We start from the raw sequence: 15022 nt of genomic DNA on the forward strand, positions 1-15022 counted from the left end.
GCTCAATTTAAGGATTTGTTAACCAAGCTGAGCCGCCGGATATTGGCGACATCGCAACAGCATAATGGATTAATGCAGCCGATCCCGCCCACGCCAGCCACCACGCCGCTTGGGTTTGGTGATGGTTTGCAAACCCTGTTGTAAAACGTCGGTCATTGGATGATCAGGATGCGCCACGCCATAAAGCTCCAGCATGACCTGAATCGCCTGGCCATTGTCTTGCTCCGCAGGCAAACACAGTGCCCAGTCCAGAAAGATGCTCCGGCACTGCGACGCTGAAATACCCTCAATACGATAGGCCTCTCGCATCAGTGATTTTGGGTCCAGTTCAGAGTTCGTCACCATCTGTGCCTTTGCGTTTCAATGCCTGTGTAATCAGCTCATTACAGGCCGCGTATCGTCTTTCCAAGTCATCCTGAAGCGCACTCAGGTTGTTGAACCCGGTGCTGCGGCACAGAAATTGAACACCGCCCTCACCAAGCGTATCAGCCCCAATTTCCGAACCAGAAAGCATGCGTGCCACGGTCTGTACGGACCAGAATAAATCATAACTGTTCTGCAACTGTGTTGCCTCAGCGACGTTCAACCAACCACATGCGACCGTCGCCTGCAGCCCGGCCCGAACATCCTGCGCTGCGCTCCCTTTCAACAAGGCCCCCACCTGCGAGATCAGTTCGATATCCATCATCCGGCCGCCGCCATTTTTGGCATCCCAGATGCTGGAGGGAGCCTTGGCAGCTGCCAACCTGACCCGCATGTCGGTCACTTCGTCCATAACCTGCCTGCGATCGCGGGCGGAATTCAGAACCTCACTGCGGAATGCCTCGATGTCGTGGGTCAGCTCCTTGTCCCCCGCAACCACACGCGCGCGGGTCAGCGCCAAATGTTCCCAAACCCAAGCCTCGTTCTGTTGGTAATGGGTGAAACTGGGCCAACTGGTGGCAACTGGCCCCTGCGACCCCGACGGGCGCAGCCGCATGTCCACCTCGTACAGGCGCCCCTGCGCCATCGGAGCCGTCAGGGCAGTGATCAGGGCTTGCGTCATACGCGCATAGTAAGGACGCGTCGACAGCGGGCGTTTGCCGTCAGACATGTCCTCGTCGAGCGGATCATAAATCACAATCACGTCCAGATCCGACTGTGCATTGATCCGGCCAGCCCCCAATGACCCCATCGCCAGCACAGCAGCGCCCCGCCCCGGAGGTGGGCCGTGTTTGGTTGCAAACTGTGTAACGACAATTGGGCAAATTGCGGCAATCACCGCCTCGGCCAGTTCGGCGTATTGCTCACCTGCCTCTTGGCCATCGATCAGACCACGCAAATAATGCACGCCGACACGGAAATGCCACTCCTTGCACCAGCGCCGCGTGGCATCTAGCTGCGTTTCATAGTCATTTTCCAACACAAGGACATTTGTCAGTTCAGCCTGCAAGACCTCGGTGCCCGGCCAGTCATCAAAAAACGACCCACCAATCACCGCATCAAACACACTTGAATTGCGCGAAAGGTGGCTGGCCAAAGACGGAGAGGTGCCCGCGATGTCAACCAGCAGATCAATCAGCTGAGGGTTGGCCTCGAGCAGCGAGAACAGCTGCACTCCGGCAGGTAGCCCGGCCAGAAATCCATCCAGCGCCATCAAAGCCTCGGACGGCTTTGCGGTCTTGCCCAAGCGGGACAACAGCTCAGGTTTAAGACGTTCAAAAATCTGCGCCCCTCGTACCGAGCGCAATGCCGGATAGGTTGGCCAGCGTGCAATAATATCCCCGTCCAGCTCTTGTGGCACCACCGCATTTGTGGCCTCCGCACCTGGCGCAAAAAAGTCCTCGGTCAGTTCATGCACTTCGGTCAATCGGGCCTCGGTTTCGGCCAACAGCTCTGGTAGGTCGCGGCCCATCAAACAGGCCACCCGCGCCAACCCCTCGGCTGATTTGGGCATTCGGTGGGTTTGGGAATCATGCACCATCTGAATGCGGTGCTCCATTTCACGGTGGGCGCGGTAATGTTCGGTCAACTGATCTGTCACCATCTGCGGCACCCAGTCCCGCATGGCCAGCGCGGCCAAGCCCTCGACTGTGCCACGCAGGCGCAGGCTCTCGTCTCGCCCACCAGCAATCAACTGCCGGGTCTGGGTAAAGAACTCAATCTCGCGAATACCGCCCCGCCCCAACTTCATGTCATGGCCAGGCACCTCTATTGCACCTCCGGTGCCCTTGTTCTCACGAATACGAAGCCGCATGTCGTGGGCATCCTGAATGGCGGCAAAATCTAGATGACGCCGCCAGACAAAGGGGCGCAGCGTTTTCAGAAACCTCTCACCAGCCGCAATGTCTCCCGCGCAGGCGCGCGCCTTGATATAGGCCGCCCGCTCCCAAGTGCGGCCAAGGCTTTCATAATACCGCTCCGCTGCCTCCATCGCCAAACACACCGGGGTCACCGCCGGGTCAGGGCGCAATCGCAGATCGGTGCGAAACACATAGCCATCCGCCGTACGGTCGTTCAGCGTGGCACACATATTGCGCGTGGCCCGCACCATACCCTGCCGCGCCTCAAAGAAGTCGTCCGGGTCATAGCGGCTCTCGTCAAACAGGCAGATCATGTCGATGTCCGAACTATAGTTCAGCTCATGCGCGCCCATCTTGCCCATCGCAAGAATGGTCAGCCCGCCTGCGGTTTCAACATCGTCCTCACCCATCCCCGGCAGTTTCTTACGCGCAATCAGATTGGCGATTTCCCCCTTGATCGCCACATCCGCCGCCAGCGCCCCGAAGTCAGTGAGCACGCCCGTGACTTTTTCCAGCGCCCAGCCACCGCTCAGATCCGCCAGAGCTGTCAGCAAAGCAATACGCCGCTTGGCCTGCCGCAATCCCGTCTTCAACTGATCAAATGCCAAGGCCCGGCAGTCCTCAAACACCTGCACCACAGCCCCATCCGGGTCATCCAACGCGCCTTCCAGCCAGCCTGCCTCGCGACCAATCAGTTCCTTTAGATAAGGGCTGGACCCTCCAGCCCCGCTGACCAATGCGGCAAAGTCCCCTTCCAAACCGGGAACCTGAGCGCGTGCCTCAGCCCCCAGATCTGCATCAAAAGGTTGTGGAAGTCGGGTTATTTGCAAGGACGTTGTCATGACTGCAGAGTGTTCCGAGCAGCAGGTGACGTCAATGGATCAAAGTGATGCTTATCCGCTAAGGACTTCAGCAAAGGTCTGGAATACCCGCCTTCCCCAAGGGAAACCAAAATCTTAAGCTACCCAAGGCTGTAGCCTATTGGATCGATGTCTCGTTTAATTATTTCAAAACCCAGGGATGCGCAGAGAGGTTTGGAGATCAAGACCAGTCTGCAAGTACCAGCACCCTAGATCTGTTAATTTGTTCCTCCACGGTTCAATCGGCTGCAACCACCACGACGCAACATGCGCAAAAGAACCCGCACCCATAAAGTCCCGCTTTAAATTAATCACTTACCGGCATCAGTACGCCCGATGTAAAAAAGATTTACATCCTCCCTTGCAACGGATCTCGGCGGTTCCAATATATCATCATGTAAAAGGAGTTTACATTCACCAACTCGGGAGAGACCCAATGACCACATTTGCCGAAACCGCCCCTCCTCCATTAGCCGAACAGGGATGGTTCACCCGCAGCGAGGCCTGGCTAGACAGCAAGGGCAAAGGTGCCTGGATCGCCGCCATGGTCCTGGGCTTTGTCTTCTTCTGGCCAATTGGCCTGGCCCTTCTGTTTTACATGATCTGGAGCAAAAAAATGTTTGCATCATCTTGCCGTCACAGCTCGCGCCGCAAAGCCTGGTCGCGCCACTCCATGGCCTCGACCGGCAACAGTGCCTTTGATGCTTACAAAGAGGACACTTTGCGCCGTCTGGAACAGGAACAAAGCGACTTTGAGTCCTTCCTGCAGCGCCTGCGTGAAGCAAAGGACAAGGCTGAGTTCGACGACTTCATGGACGACCGCGCCAAAGCCGCACAGGAAGAGGCTGATAATCCTCGCGATAACGCCTAAAAGCGATACAAACCCCACTCCCCCAGCAGATCGAAGGCTGGGGGGCATACCTTCAAGGAAATACATTCAATGAGCGCCCTGCCCGATCCCGATTACCAACCACAGTTCTATCAGGCTGTGGCCAGCAAACGCCTGTTGGCCTGGGTCATCGATAGCATCGTCATCACCATCATCTGTTTTGGCATTTCTGTGATGACCGTATTCGTCGGGTTCTTCTTCTGGCCCGTGCTGTTTCTTGTTCTCGGTTTTGCCTACCGTGTTATCACCATTGCCAATGACTCGGCCACGCTTGGCATGCGCTTTGCCGGGATCGAGCTGCGCACCCTGTCTGGTCACAAATTTGATATGCAAATGGCCGTGCTGCACACCGCCGGCTACACGATCTCTCTGGCCCTACCGATCCTGCAGATAATTTCGGTTATCATGATGCTGACCTCGTCCCGCGGCCAGGGGCTCACAGATGCTTTTCTCGGCACCACGGCGTTAAATAGACGAGTCTGAAACCATTTCTAAGATCTCTACTTGGCGGCTTGCCAACAGATTGCTATCCTTTTGGCAAGCTCGTTGAAATCACCACCGGTTCTTTATGCGTCATACGCTTCCAATTGCTCCGCAGTTCTACGTAACTGCGCCACAACCCTGCCCCTATCTTGAGGGCAGGATGGAGCGGAAATTGTTTACCGCCTTGCAAGGTGACGATGCAGATCAGCTCAACAACAGCCTGTCGCAACAGGGGTTTCGGCGCTCACAAAACGTCTTGTACCGCCCCTCTTGTGCTGAATGCTCAGCCTGTCTGTCTGCGCGTATCAACATCGCTGAATTCACTTCCTCGCGCAGCCAGAAGCGCACGCTGAAACGCAATGCGCACCTACAGCGTCGCGCCACCTCGCCCTGGGCTACCGAGGACCAATACGCGCTGTTTCGCCACTATCTTGACAGCCGTCACGCCGATGGCGGCATGGCAGATATGGATGTGTTCGAATTTGCCGCAATGATCGAAGAAACCCCGATCCGCAGCCGTGTGGTCGAGTATCACAATCCCGATCAGGATCAGCTGACCGCCGTATCGCTCACCGACGTTCTCGAAGATGGTCTCAGCATGGTCTATTCCTTTTACACCCCCGATCTGCCCAAAAATTCATTGGGCACCTATATGATCCTGGATCACATCGAGATCGCACGCGAAGCTGGATTGCCCTATGTCTACCTTGGCTACTGGGTCCCTGGCAGCCCCAAGATGGGCTATAAGGCTGGCTTTGCCGGGCTCGAGATTTATACCGGCGGTACTTGGCACCCAATGAAAGATGCCAAAACATTTGAAGCCAACCTGCATCCCCTGTCGACAGATCCAATCGCCGAGCAAGTTGCCAATATCAACTTGCCCGACCGTAGAGCCCCATCAAGCTAATGCAAACCCTACACGCCTTCTCACTGCTGGTTCCCGACTATGATGCAGCGATAGATTTCTATTGTGGCACACTTGGCTTTCAACTGGCCGAGGACATAGACCAGGGCCGCAAACGCTGGGTGCGGATCCTGCCACTCGGTGCCAGCCAGGGCAGCATGATACTGGCCCGCGCCGACACCGATCAGCAACGTGCAGCCATTGGCAATCAGTTCGGCGGCCGCGTTGGTCTGTTTTTGCACACCGATGATTTTGCCCGCGATCATGCCGCCATGGTGGAACAAGGTGTCCACTTCGAAGAAGAGCCCCGCCATGAACCCTATGGCAGCGTCGCGGTCTGGCGCGATCCCTTTGGCAACCGTTGGGACTTGCTTCAGCTTACCTGACCTCACATGAAACCACACAATGTTGTACGGCCCCTGACGGGGTCGTTTTCTTTTGACGAGGGCACCTTGGGGAAACTCACCAATTAGACCACGAGCCCCAAAATGCAACAAGGGGCCACGCAGGACCCCTTGTCATTGTTTTCAGATCTTTGGCTGATCTTTGATCAATTCCCAATCAACGCCGGCACGATGGTCACGATAACCGGGAAGAAGTAGAGCAGCGCCAGTCCTGCCACCTGGATCAGCACAAAAGGTGCCACACCACGGTAGATGTGCCCGGTGGTGACTTCCTTCGGTGCAACCCCACGCAGATAGAACAGCGCAAAGCCAAACGGTGGTGTCAGGAACGAGGTCTGCAAATTCACCGCAACCATGATGGTCACCCATTTGGGATCAAACGAACCGCCATAGATCACCGGTCCGACAATCGGGATCACGATGTAGATGATCTCCAGGAAGTCCAGCACAAAGCCCAGGAAGAACAGCACTAGCATCACGATCAAGAAGACCGTCAGCTCGTTATCAAAGCTCTTCAGGAACTGCTGGATATAGTGCTCACCCCCAAACGAGATCACCACCAGGTTCAGCAGCTGCGAACCGATCAGGATGGTGAACACCATCGATGTCACCTTGGCGGTTTCGCGCACGATCGGTGACAGTACCCCACCTTTGAACAACACCCAGCAGCCATACAGTAGGCCGAACAGCGCAAACAGATAGGTTGCATAAGCCACAAAGAAGGCGATCCAAGTTTCAGCGTTCACCTTCGGCTGGTTGATCCGCAGATCAAAGTTCACCCCGACCAGGATACAGATCATTACAGCGAAGGTTGACCAGATGATGATCTTTCCCGACCGACCTTCGTCCTGCAACTTGCGATAGGCCGCCAGCATGATAGCGCCACCTGCCCCCAGCGCCGCAGCCGGCGTTGGATTGGTGATACCACCCAGGATCGAGCCCAGCACCGCGATGATCAGAACCAGCGGTGGGAACACCACCCGGATCAGATCATTGCGCGCGCAGCGCGCAGCCGCCTCACGACAGCCATACAGCGCCAGCACTGCTGGAATGGCAATCAATATGACTGTCAAACCGGACGAAGTAGTAGGCGCGATCCAGGCCACATCCACAAGCGCGATCAGCAACACACCAATGGCGCCCAAAATCAGCGGCTTAGGATCGCTCGATGGTGAAACACCACGCGCAATTGCCAGTGTCAGCCCCATCAGAACCATCAGAACGGTCAGACCAGTGCCGATAGGCGCTGCCGCAGCAATCTTGGCTTCCTTGGCTGCTGCCAGTTCTTCATCGCTCAAACGAGTGCTTTCGGCAATTCCTCCAGCGTCGTTAATCACCGCCTGCTCTGCAACAGCGTGATCCCAAGCTGTCTGACCGTGTAGCTCAATCATCGACGCCTGACATTCCGCGCCAACATTGGTACGCAGTGATGCGGTTTTTCCAACGTCTGAGAACGAAGACACGGTGATGTCCTGGCTACCGATCAGTCCAACAGAGCCAAGCAGCATGGCACCACCAATCAAAGCAATTGGTGCCCCCAGGAACCAAGTCAGCGCTTCACTGCGGGTCACCGGCTCATTGCTGCCACCTTCCAAAGACACCGCCGGTGCTTTTTCTGGGTTCAACATCGCATAGCCAAAGGCATAGAGCGCATAGAGCAGGGCAAGCATGATACCGGGCAGCAGCGCGGCTTGGAACAGCGTCCCAACCGACACAACAGCTGGTTCGCCAAGATAGGTCAACGCATCGGAACAACCCGCTTCCATTGCGCGGCTTTCCTGCGCAGTCGAGTACAGGTCACCCGCCAATGTGCCCAACAGAACGATCACAATCGAAGGCGGAATGATCTGCCCCAATGTACCCGAGGCAGCAATCACACCTGTCGCCAATTCCGGCGAGTAGTTGTTCTTGAGCATGGTTGGCAGCGCCAACAGGCCCATGGTGACAACAGTTGCACCAACAATACCTGTCGAAGCTGCAAGGAAGGCCCCCACAACCACAATCGAAACCGCCAGACCGCCGGGCAGCGGGCCAAAGACGCGCGCCATAGTAGTCAGCAGATCGTTGGCGATCTTTGAGCGTTCCAGGGTGATCCCCATCAGCACAAACATCAGCACCGCTAGCAGCGTTTCAATCGACGCCCCCGCCAGAACCCGCTCGTTCATACGGTTCACGATGAACGAGATGTTGCGGTCCATCGCGGTTTCCCAACCGTTGACAAACACGGGTTCAGCCAAACGTGGCAGATCCGGGTATCGGAACACCGACACCACATCCGCTTTGACGCCCGAATTGATCAGGTCGTTGTAGGCTTGAGATGAGGTATCAATCGCCTGGTGGATCAGCAATCCAGCAGAATCCAGTGAGGCAATGATACCAAATGAGATGATACCGGCCCCACCGATGGCAAATGCCACCGGGAAACCAGATAGAATGCCTCCGAAGAGACAGAGAAAGACGATGAGCAAGCCGATTTCGACGCCATCAAGACCGAATAGCATATCCGTAGTCCTTTAAGTTAATGAGCGCCTTCATAGGCTTCTTCACCTTCGCCAAGGCTATCCTTGTCGAGGTACTTTCCTTCACTGCCCTGTCCTTCGACAAACTCGAGGAACGAGCGGTAGAAAAAGGCAATTGCATGCAGGAATATCATAGCAGCAAAGGCTACCAGCAGGATCTTGAACAGGAAGTACCCGTTAAATCCGTTAGGGCTAAAGCCGATGGTTTCCACATTCCAGCGCAGCGCACGGGACTTCATCACCAGCCGCTCCAGCGCATCACTGGCCGAAGGTTTTGGCACGATCAGGTGACGCCACAGGAAGAACCAGCCATACATCCAGATCAGAACCGCTGTCGGCACCATGAAGATGATCGAACCAATCATGTCGATTACCTTTTTAGTGCGGAAACTGACACCGGCATAGATCAGGTCAACGCGCACGTGACCGCCCTGAACAAAGGTGTAAGTCGCACAGAGGCAAACCACCATTGCGTTGTACAGCTTCAGTTCCTCAGCAAACCAGCTGATGTCCATCTGCAATGGAATCCCAAAGCCAAAGCTCATGTCAGGCCGGGCAAACACCCGCTGCATGAACACAATGATGATCTGTTGAAGAACCATCAGCAGGCCAGCCCAGGCGAAAAAGCGTCCAACCGTATTGGCGAAGCCTTCCAACCCACGCACCATGCTCCACATGAAGTTGCGGTAGTACAGACCAATGGCGGTCAGCACCAAGAACCCTGTGAATATCACAAAGAAAAACTCGACCGAGCCGCCGTAGTATACAAAGCGCATGACCGACTGTTTGTCTTCGGTGGTACCAGCCCAACTGATCCAATCCAGCCAAAGCTGTGGATGGCTAATTGCATAGCCCAAATTGTAAAAGGCCATGCCGATGTTCTGCACAAGCCACCAGAGCCCGTCAAAGAGCCCCCCGAATATCCCTGACAAGGAGATGCTACTCTCTTCTTGCATTTTGCCCCCGGATGATTGCCAGCAGCGATCCGGTGTTCTCACCGATCAACCTGCTGCAATTAGTAAAAGGATCCCCCGCGTCGGCGGAGGATCCCAGTGGTTTCAATCGGACGATTTAGCCCAGTACGCGGTCGCGCTGAGCGCGGTACGCGCCTTCCGACTTGGTCAGCCAGCTCGAGGAAGACTTCATGGAAGTTTCAACGCTGTTGCGGATCTTGGCGAACAGTTCGTCACCCATGAACTCATCCAGAGTGTCTTTGGAAGCCTTACCAAATGCATCCCAAACAGAGTCAGGGAATTCCAGAGTTTTCACACCACCGGACTGCAGGCGCTGCAGCGCCGCACCGTTGTTGTTCATGAACTGAGCCAGGTTCCACTGGTGCGTGTCGCCAGAAGCAACTTCAATAATCTTCTGGTGGGCAGGCGACAGGCTGTCAAATACATCACGGTTGGTTGCCAGCGACAGAGCTGCACCTGGCTCGTGGAAGCCCGAAGTGTAGTAAGTCTTGGTGATTTCCTGGAAGCCAGCTTTTTCATCAGCCCATGGACCAATCCACTCGGTGCCGTCGATCGCACCCGAGGACAGAGCCTGGTACACTTCGGAACCTGGAATGTTCTGAACAGATGCGCCCAGTTTACCCAGAGCCTTGCCACCCAGGCCAGGCATACGGAACTTCAGACCGTTAAAGTCTTCGGGACCGTTGATTTCCTTATGGAACCAACCGCCAGCCTGTGGGCCAGTGTTACCCGCGATGAAGGATTTCAGACCAAAGATCTGCCCCAGTTCATCGTGCAGGCCCATGCCTTCACCGTGGTAGTACCAGTTCACCAGTTCCTGCGGAGTCATACCAAAAGGAGCTGCGGTGAAATACTGGTAACCGGGGTGCTGGCCGGTGAAGTAGTAGTCAGCGGCATGATACATGTCAGCCTGACCCGAAGATACGGCGTCAAAGACTTCGAACGCACCAACCAGCTCGCCGGCTGCTTTGATGTCGACGGTCAGGTTGCCGTCGGACATGGCTGTGATGCTGTCGGCAACGTGCTGAGCAGCGTCAAAAACGCCAGCCAGACCACGGCCCCAGGATGTAACCATAGTTAGGGTACGCTTGCCCTGGGCATATGCTGGTGCGGCCAGAGTAGTGGCAGCAGCTGCAGTTCCGCCCAGTGCGGATGTTTTTAGAAATGAACGACGATCCATAAGTGTATTCCTCCCAGAATTTCGGATTGTCTCGGCCTCAAAAAGCCGGACGGATCGATATAAGTGGCGATAGACTAGCCGCGGTACTCGGGATGTGAATACCTAGTACTACGTAGACCCCCTAGTTTTTTAACACATTCAAGGGGCATCCACGCAATTTTCTTGCATCTCCCCCGTCAAATTTAACAAAGCAAGTGTTCGAGTTCATGCCCGGCTTTGCTTTTTGCTTTGCAATTGCGTATCGATTCGCCTCATGTCCTGGCTTCACTCTCTTTTCCGTCCGAACTACGCACAAAAACTGTCACTTTTGGCGACCTTACCTCTTATTGCGGCGGTGACTGCGATTGCTGTTCTGGTTGCTTATCAGTCCCGCGCACTTGCAGAGCGCGAAATCCAGGCGCTGGAGCATCAGCTGTTGGAGGCCAAAAAAGCCGAGCTGCGCAACTACGTCACACAGGCCCGTAACGGATTTTCATTCATCTATGGCCGTGCCCGCCCGGATGACGACGCAGCCAAAACTCAGGTTACTCAAATCCTGTCATCGATGATTTATGGCACCGACGGGTTCTTTTTTGTCTATGACTACGACGGCACCAATTTGGTGAGCCCACGTCAGACCGAATACATCAACCAGAACTGGTCGGGTCTAAAAGACAGCAACGGCGTGCCGGTGGTGGATGAGTTCATCCGCCTCGCCCGCAAAGGCGCCGGCTGGCACAGTTTCATGTGGGAAAAGCCATCAACCGGCGAATCCGCGCAGATGGTCGCCTATGTGGTTGGCCTGCAAGACTGGGGCTGGGCGGTTGGCACCGGAGTATTCATTGACGACGTGTTGGCCTCGGTTGCCACCGCCCGCGCCGAGGTAGAAGCACGGGTCCAGCGTACATTTGTTTACATCGGCGCCATTGCCCTGACCGCCCTGTTGGTGGTTTTTGCCTCGGGCATGATGCTGAACATTCGCGAGCGACGCCTCGCCGACGCCAAGCTCAAAGAACTGACCCAGCGGGTGTTTGACACACAAGAAGAAGAACGCGGCCGGGTGGCGCGGGAACTGCATGATGGTATCAGCCAAATTCTGGTTGGCGTCCGTTTTGCGCTCGACAACGCCCGTCGCCGCCTGGCCCGTGGCGACTATGACAAAACCCAGGAACCGCTGGACAAGGGACTGACCAATCTGGGCACCGCCATTTCAGAGGTCCGCCGCATCAGTCGAGACCTGCGCCCAGGCGTGCTGGATGATCTGGGCCTTGGCCCCGCACTCAAGGCGCTCACCGATGACTTCGCCGCCCGAACTGGCATCGACACTGATTTCAGCACCGTGGTCTTCCGCAACCGGCTGGACCAAGACAGCAAGATCGCACTGTATCGCATCGCCCAAGAAGCCCTGACCAATATCGAACGCCATTCCGGCGCGACCCATGTCTCGGTCGATATTCGTGGCCATGCCAAAGGCGCCACCATGCGTATTGCCGACAATGGGTCCGGCCTGCCAACCCAGAAATCCCGAACGGGGCCCGGGATCGGGTTGCGCAACATGCAAGAGCGGATTGAACAGCTTGACGGCACCCTGCGCATTCTGTCATCACGTGGCACCCAAGGCGGCACGGTGATCGAAGCCCGGCTACCCTTGAGCCATTTGCTGCCACCAAGCGGCAAGACCGAGACCTGACAAAACGGAATGTTTGGCCTTGGTACTGACACCACGCCATTTGCTTTTTGGGGGAGCCAATGACCAAACCAATCCGAGTGCTGATAGTAGACGACCACCCAATGGTCGCCGAAGGGATCCAGTCGATCCTGGAAAGCTATGATGACATCGAGGTTGTTGGCTCATTGACCAATGGCCGCGAAGCGGTTGATCGCGCAGCCGATCTGGCCCCTGATGTGGTTTTGATGGACCTGAACATGCCAAACTTGGGTGGCCTTAGCGCAACCGAACTGTTGCTGGAACACGCCCCCGAAACGCGCATCCTGATCCTGACCATGCATGACAGCCCCGAATATATCACCAGCGCCCTCAGCCACGGCGCCATGGGGTATATTCTAAAAGATGTGCCCACCGAAGAAATCAAACAGGCGATTGATGAAGTCATGCAGGGAAACCAGTATCTCTGCACCGGTGCTCAAGTTTCGCTCAAGCCAAAAGATGGCAGCAATCGCGAGTCTTTGACCAACCGAGAGCAGACCATCCTGCTTGAGCTGGCACAAGGGAAGTCCAATAAGGAAGTGGCTATTTCGCTGGATATTTCAGTCCGTACGGTCGAAACCCACCGCAAGAACATCAAACGCAAACTGGGTATCAGCTCTACCGCCGGGTTAACCCGCTATGCGCTGGAACATGGCGTATTACAGGGAACAGGTGCCAGTTTATAACTGACCCTCGCGATGGCAGTGCCGCAAATTTGAGTCGACCTAGGTCAATTGGATGCCTGCATCAGCCGCACATGATTACAAAAATGTCGCACCAGCACCCCCTCGCGCAATAAAATGTCCATTTTCACCCCTAAACTTGGCCAATTGACTGTTGACGCCCCCCGCTCCCCCAAATAATGTCCCGGAAACGCATAAAAGGAGCCTGGGGCAAATGAATACCCTAGTCGTAATCGTGGGAAACAAGCGCATGGGCCGGTAACGGTAAACCATTTTCGAACCCATGCGCCTCCGACAAAAAATCGGGGGCTTTTTTTATGTACATAATAAGTTACGCACTGAAGACGACGCCCAATGGAGCAAAGTAGATGACACGTGAGATGACCGGCGCAAAGATGGTAGTTCAAGCCCTGAAAGATCAGGGTGTGGACACAGTATTTGGATACCCCGGTGGCGCCGTCCTACCGATTTACGACGAGATCTTTCTACAGAACGATATCCAGCATATTTTGGTGCGCCACGAACAGGGCGCGGTACACGCCGCCGAAGGCTATGCCCGCTCCACCGGCAAACCCGGTGTTGTTCTTGTCACGTCGGGCCCCGGTGCCACCAATGCGGTGACCGGCTTGACCGATGCCTTGTTGGACTCGATCCCTATTATTGTTCTGACCGGACAGGTTCCAACTTTCATGATCGGCTCTGATGCCTTTCAAGAGGCCGACACCGTTGGCATCACCCGCCCCTGCACCAAACACAACTGGCTGGTCAAAGACACCGACGATTTGTCGGGTGTCATGCACGAGGCGTTTCATGTTGCAACCGCTGGTCGCCCAGGTCCGGTTTTGGTCGACATTCCCAAGGACGTTCAGTTTGCAACGGGCACCTATAATGGCCCCAAACCTTCGGCCTCACACTATCAGCCGCCGGTTAAGGGCGATATCGAGTCGATCACCGAACTGGTTGCCGCGCTGGAGAAAGCTGAACGACCGGTGTTCTACACCGGTGGCGGTGTCATCAACTCGGGCCCTGCTGCCAGCCAATTGCTGCGCGAATTGGTTGATGCAACTGGCATTCCAATCACTTCAACCCTGATGGGTCTGGGGGCCTATCCTGCATCTGGCAAGAACTGGCTGGGTATGCTGGGCATGCACGGCTTGTACGAAGCAAACATGGCGATGCATGGCTGTGACCTGATGATCAACATCGGTGCCCGTTTTGACGACCGTATCACCGGTGTCCTTTCGTCGTTTTCGCCAAACTCGGTCAAGGCACATATCGACATCGATCCGTCCTCGATCAACAAGGTAATCCGGGTTGATATTCCGATTGTTGGCGACGTCGCCCATGTTCTTGAGGACATGCTGAAGATCTGGAAGTCTCGTGGCCGCAAGGTGAACTCTGAGGCATTGGTGTCCTGGAACCGCCAGGTCGACGAGTGGCGCAAGGTTGATTGTCTCAAGTTCCCCGAGGACAAAAAGATCATCAAGCCACAGTATGCTTTGTCACGGCTGGAAGCCCTGACCAAGAAATACGACCGCTATATCACCACCGAAGTTGGCCAGCACCAAATGTGGGCGGCGCAGTTCCTGAACTTTGAAGATCCCAACCGCTGGATGACATCCGGTGGTCTGGGCACCATGGGCTATGGCTTCCCGGCATCCATTGGTGTGCAGATGGCGCACCCGGAGGCGCTGGTGATCAACGTCGCAGGCGAAGCCTCGTGGCTGATGAATATGCAGGAAATGGGCACCGCCACACAGTACAACCTGCCGGTAAAACAGTTCATCTTGAACAACGAACGTCTGGGCATGGTCCGCCAGTGGCAGGAACTGCTGCACGGTTCACGCTATTCACAGAGCTGGTCCGAGGCGCTGCCCGACTTTGTCAAACTGGCCGAGGCCTTTGGTGCCAAGGGCATCATCTGCTCTGATCCGGCGGATCTGGACGATGCGATCATGGAAATGATTGAATATGATGGCCCTGTCATCTTTGACTGTTTGGTGACCAAACACGAAAACTGCTTCCCGATGATCCCATCGGGCAAGGCGCATAATGAAATGCTGCTGGGTGAAGCCGATACTGAAGGCGCCATTCAGGCAGGTGGTGCGGTACTGGTTTAACCAGTCCCGTTTTCTATAAAGAAAACGACCCGGAAAA

Annotated in this window: 12 protein-coding genes; 7 read left to right on the plus strand and 5 right to left on the minus strand. The window is 55.6% G+C overall.

What is annotated here, in order from left to right; all coding sequences use genetic code 11:
* Nucleotides 1-69: 69 nt before the first annotated feature.
* The gene (locus AC2T28_RS11150) at nucleotides 70-345 is read right to left on the minus strand and encodes a hypothetical protein (RefSeq protein WP_486749071.1); all 276 of its coding nucleotides are present in this window, start codon (nucleotides 343-345) and stop codon (nucleotides 70-72) included.
* Nucleotides 329-3124, minus strand: a complete 2796-nt coding sequence (locus AC2T28_RS11155) for a [protein-PII] uridylyltransferase family protein (protein WP_486749072.1) — start codon at nucleotides 3122-3124, stop codon at nucleotides 329-331. Before AC2T28_RS11155 ends, AC2T28_RS11150 begins: the two co-directional genes overlap by 17 nt.
* 454 nt (nucleotides 3125-3578) lie before the next feature.
* Here AC2T28_RS11155 and AC2T28_RS11160 point away from each other — a divergent pair, with 454 nt between their 5' ends.
* The 4 genes from AC2T28_RS11160 (at nucleotide 3579) to AC2T28_RS11175 (ending at nucleotide 5804) form a co-directional block, all read left to right on the plus strand.
* Complete coding sequence (locus AC2T28_RS11160; protein WP_486749073.1) at nucleotides 3579-4013, plus strand: DUF2852 domain-containing protein; 435 nt, start codon at nucleotides 3579-3581, stop codon at nucleotides 4011-4013.
* A 69-nt stretch (nucleotides 4014-4082) separates the two neighbouring features.
* Nucleotides 4083-4514: an RDD family protein gene (locus AC2T28_RS11165; protein ID WP_486749074.1), complete on the plus strand. Its 432-nt coding sequence runs from the start codon at nucleotides 4083-4085 to the stop codon at nucleotides 4512-4514.
* Between the two features lie 85 nt (nucleotides 4515-4599).
* Nucleotides 4600-5421: an arginyltransferase gene (locus AC2T28_RS11170; RefSeq protein WP_486749075.1), complete on the plus strand. Its 822-nt coding sequence runs from the start codon at nucleotides 4600-4602 to the stop codon at nucleotides 5419-5421.
* The gene (locus tag AC2T28_RS11175; RefSeq protein WP_486749076.1) at nucleotides 5421-5804 is read left to right on the plus strand and encodes a VOC family protein; all 384 of its coding nucleotides are present in this window, start codon (nucleotides 5421-5423) and stop codon (nucleotides 5802-5804) included. Before AC2T28_RS11170 ends, AC2T28_RS11175 begins: the two co-directional genes overlap by 1 nt.
* A 164-nt stretch (nucleotides 5805-5968) precedes the next feature.
* Here the strand turns inward: AC2T28_RS11175 and AC2T28_RS11180 are convergent, their stop codons facing one another.
* From AC2T28_RS11180 to AC2T28_RS11190, 3 genes are all read right to left on the minus strand, one after another.
* Nucleotides 5969-8323 carry a TRAP transporter large permease gene (locus tag AC2T28_RS11180; protein ID WP_486749077.1) on the minus strand — a complete coding sequence of 785 codons (2355 nt, stop codon included), beginning with the start codon at nucleotides 8321-8323 and terminating at the stop codon, nucleotides 5969-5971.
* A gap of 17 nt (nucleotides 8324-8340) precedes the next feature.
* Nucleotides 8341-9297, minus strand: a complete 957-nt coding sequence (locus AC2T28_RS11185) for a TRAP transporter small permease subunit (RefSeq protein ID WP_486749078.1) — start codon at nucleotides 9295-9297, stop codon at nucleotides 8341-8343.
* Between the two features lie 115 nt (nucleotides 9298-9412).
* The gene (locus AC2T28_RS11190; protein WP_486749079.1) at nucleotides 9413-10495 is read right to left on the minus strand and encodes a TRAP transporter substrate-binding protein; all 1083 of its coding nucleotides are present in this window, start codon (nucleotides 10493-10495) and stop codon (nucleotides 9413-9415) included.
* 253 nt (nucleotides 10496-10748) lie between these two features.
* Between AC2T28_RS11190 and AC2T28_RS11195 the strand changes: the two genes are divergently transcribed.
* From AC2T28_RS11195 to AC2T28_RS11205, 3 genes are all read left to right on the plus strand, one after another.
* Nucleotides 10749-12164, plus strand: coding sequence for a cache domain-containing protein (locus AC2T28_RS11195; RefSeq protein WP_486749080.1), 1416 nt, complete (start codon nucleotides 10749-10751; stop codon nucleotides 12162-12164).
* Nucleotides 12165-12223: 59 nt separating this feature from the next.
* On the plus strand, nucleotides 12224-12868 hold the full coding sequence (locus AC2T28_RS11200) for a response regulator transcription factor (protein ID WP_486749081.1): 645 nt from the start codon (nucleotides 12224-12226) through the stop codon (nucleotides 12866-12868).
* A gap of 365 nt (nucleotides 12869-13233) precedes the next feature.
* Nucleotides 13234-14985: an acetolactate synthase 3 large subunit gene (locus tag AC2T28_RS11205; RefSeq protein WP_486749082.1), complete on the plus strand. Its 1752-nt coding sequence runs from the start codon at nucleotides 13234-13236 to the stop codon at nucleotides 14983-14985.
* Nucleotides 14986-15022: the final 37 nt, after the last annotated feature.

The organism is Parasedimentitalea nitratireducens, assembly GCF_057444295.1.

Coding starts and splice junctions, on each gene's coding strand:
- AC2T28_RS11150 (WP_486749071.1), bottom strand. CDS start 345: ATGGTGACGAACTCTGAACTGGACCCAAAATCACTGATGCGAGAGGCC.
- AC2T28_RS11155 (WP_486749072.1), bottom strand. CDS start 3,124: ATGACAACGTCCTTGCAAATAACCCGACTTCCACAACCTTTTGATGCA.
- AC2T28_RS11160 (WP_486749073.1), top strand. CDS start 3,579: ATGACCACATTTGCCGAAACCGCCCCTCCTCCATTAGCCGAACAGGGA.
- AC2T28_RS11165 (WP_486749074.1), top strand. CDS start 4,083: ATGAGCGCCCTGCCCGATCCCGATTACCAACCACAGTTCTATCAGGCT.
- AC2T28_RS11170 (WP_486749075.1), top strand. CDS start 4,600: ATGCGTCATACGCTTCCAATTGCTCCGCAGTTCTACGTAACTGCGCCA.
- AC2T28_RS11175 (WP_486749076.1), top strand. CDS start 5,421: ATGCAAACCCTACACGCCTTCTCACTGCTGGTTCCCGACTATGATGCA.
- AC2T28_RS11180 (WP_486749077.1), bottom strand. CDS start 8,323: ATGCTATTCGGTCTTGATGGCGTCGAAATCGGCTTGCTCATCGTCTTT.
- AC2T28_RS11185 (WP_486749078.1), bottom strand. CDS start 9,297: ATGCAAGAAGAGAGTAGCATCTCCTTGTCAGGGATATTCGGGGGGCTC.
- AC2T28_RS11190 (WP_486749079.1), bottom strand. CDS start 10,495: ATGGATCGTCGTTCATTTCTAAAAACATCCGCACTGGGCGGAACTGCA.
- AC2T28_RS11195 (WP_486749080.1), top strand. CDS start 10,749: ATGTCCTGGCTTCACTCTCTTTTCCGTCCGAACTACGCACAAAAACTG.
- AC2T28_RS11200 (WP_486749081.1), top strand. CDS start 12,224: ATGACCAAACCAATCCGAGTGCTGATAGTAGACGACCACCCAATGGTC.
- AC2T28_RS11205 (WP_486749082.1), top strand. CDS start 13,234: ATGACACGTGAGATGACCGGCGCAAAGATGGTAGTTCAAGCCCTGAAA.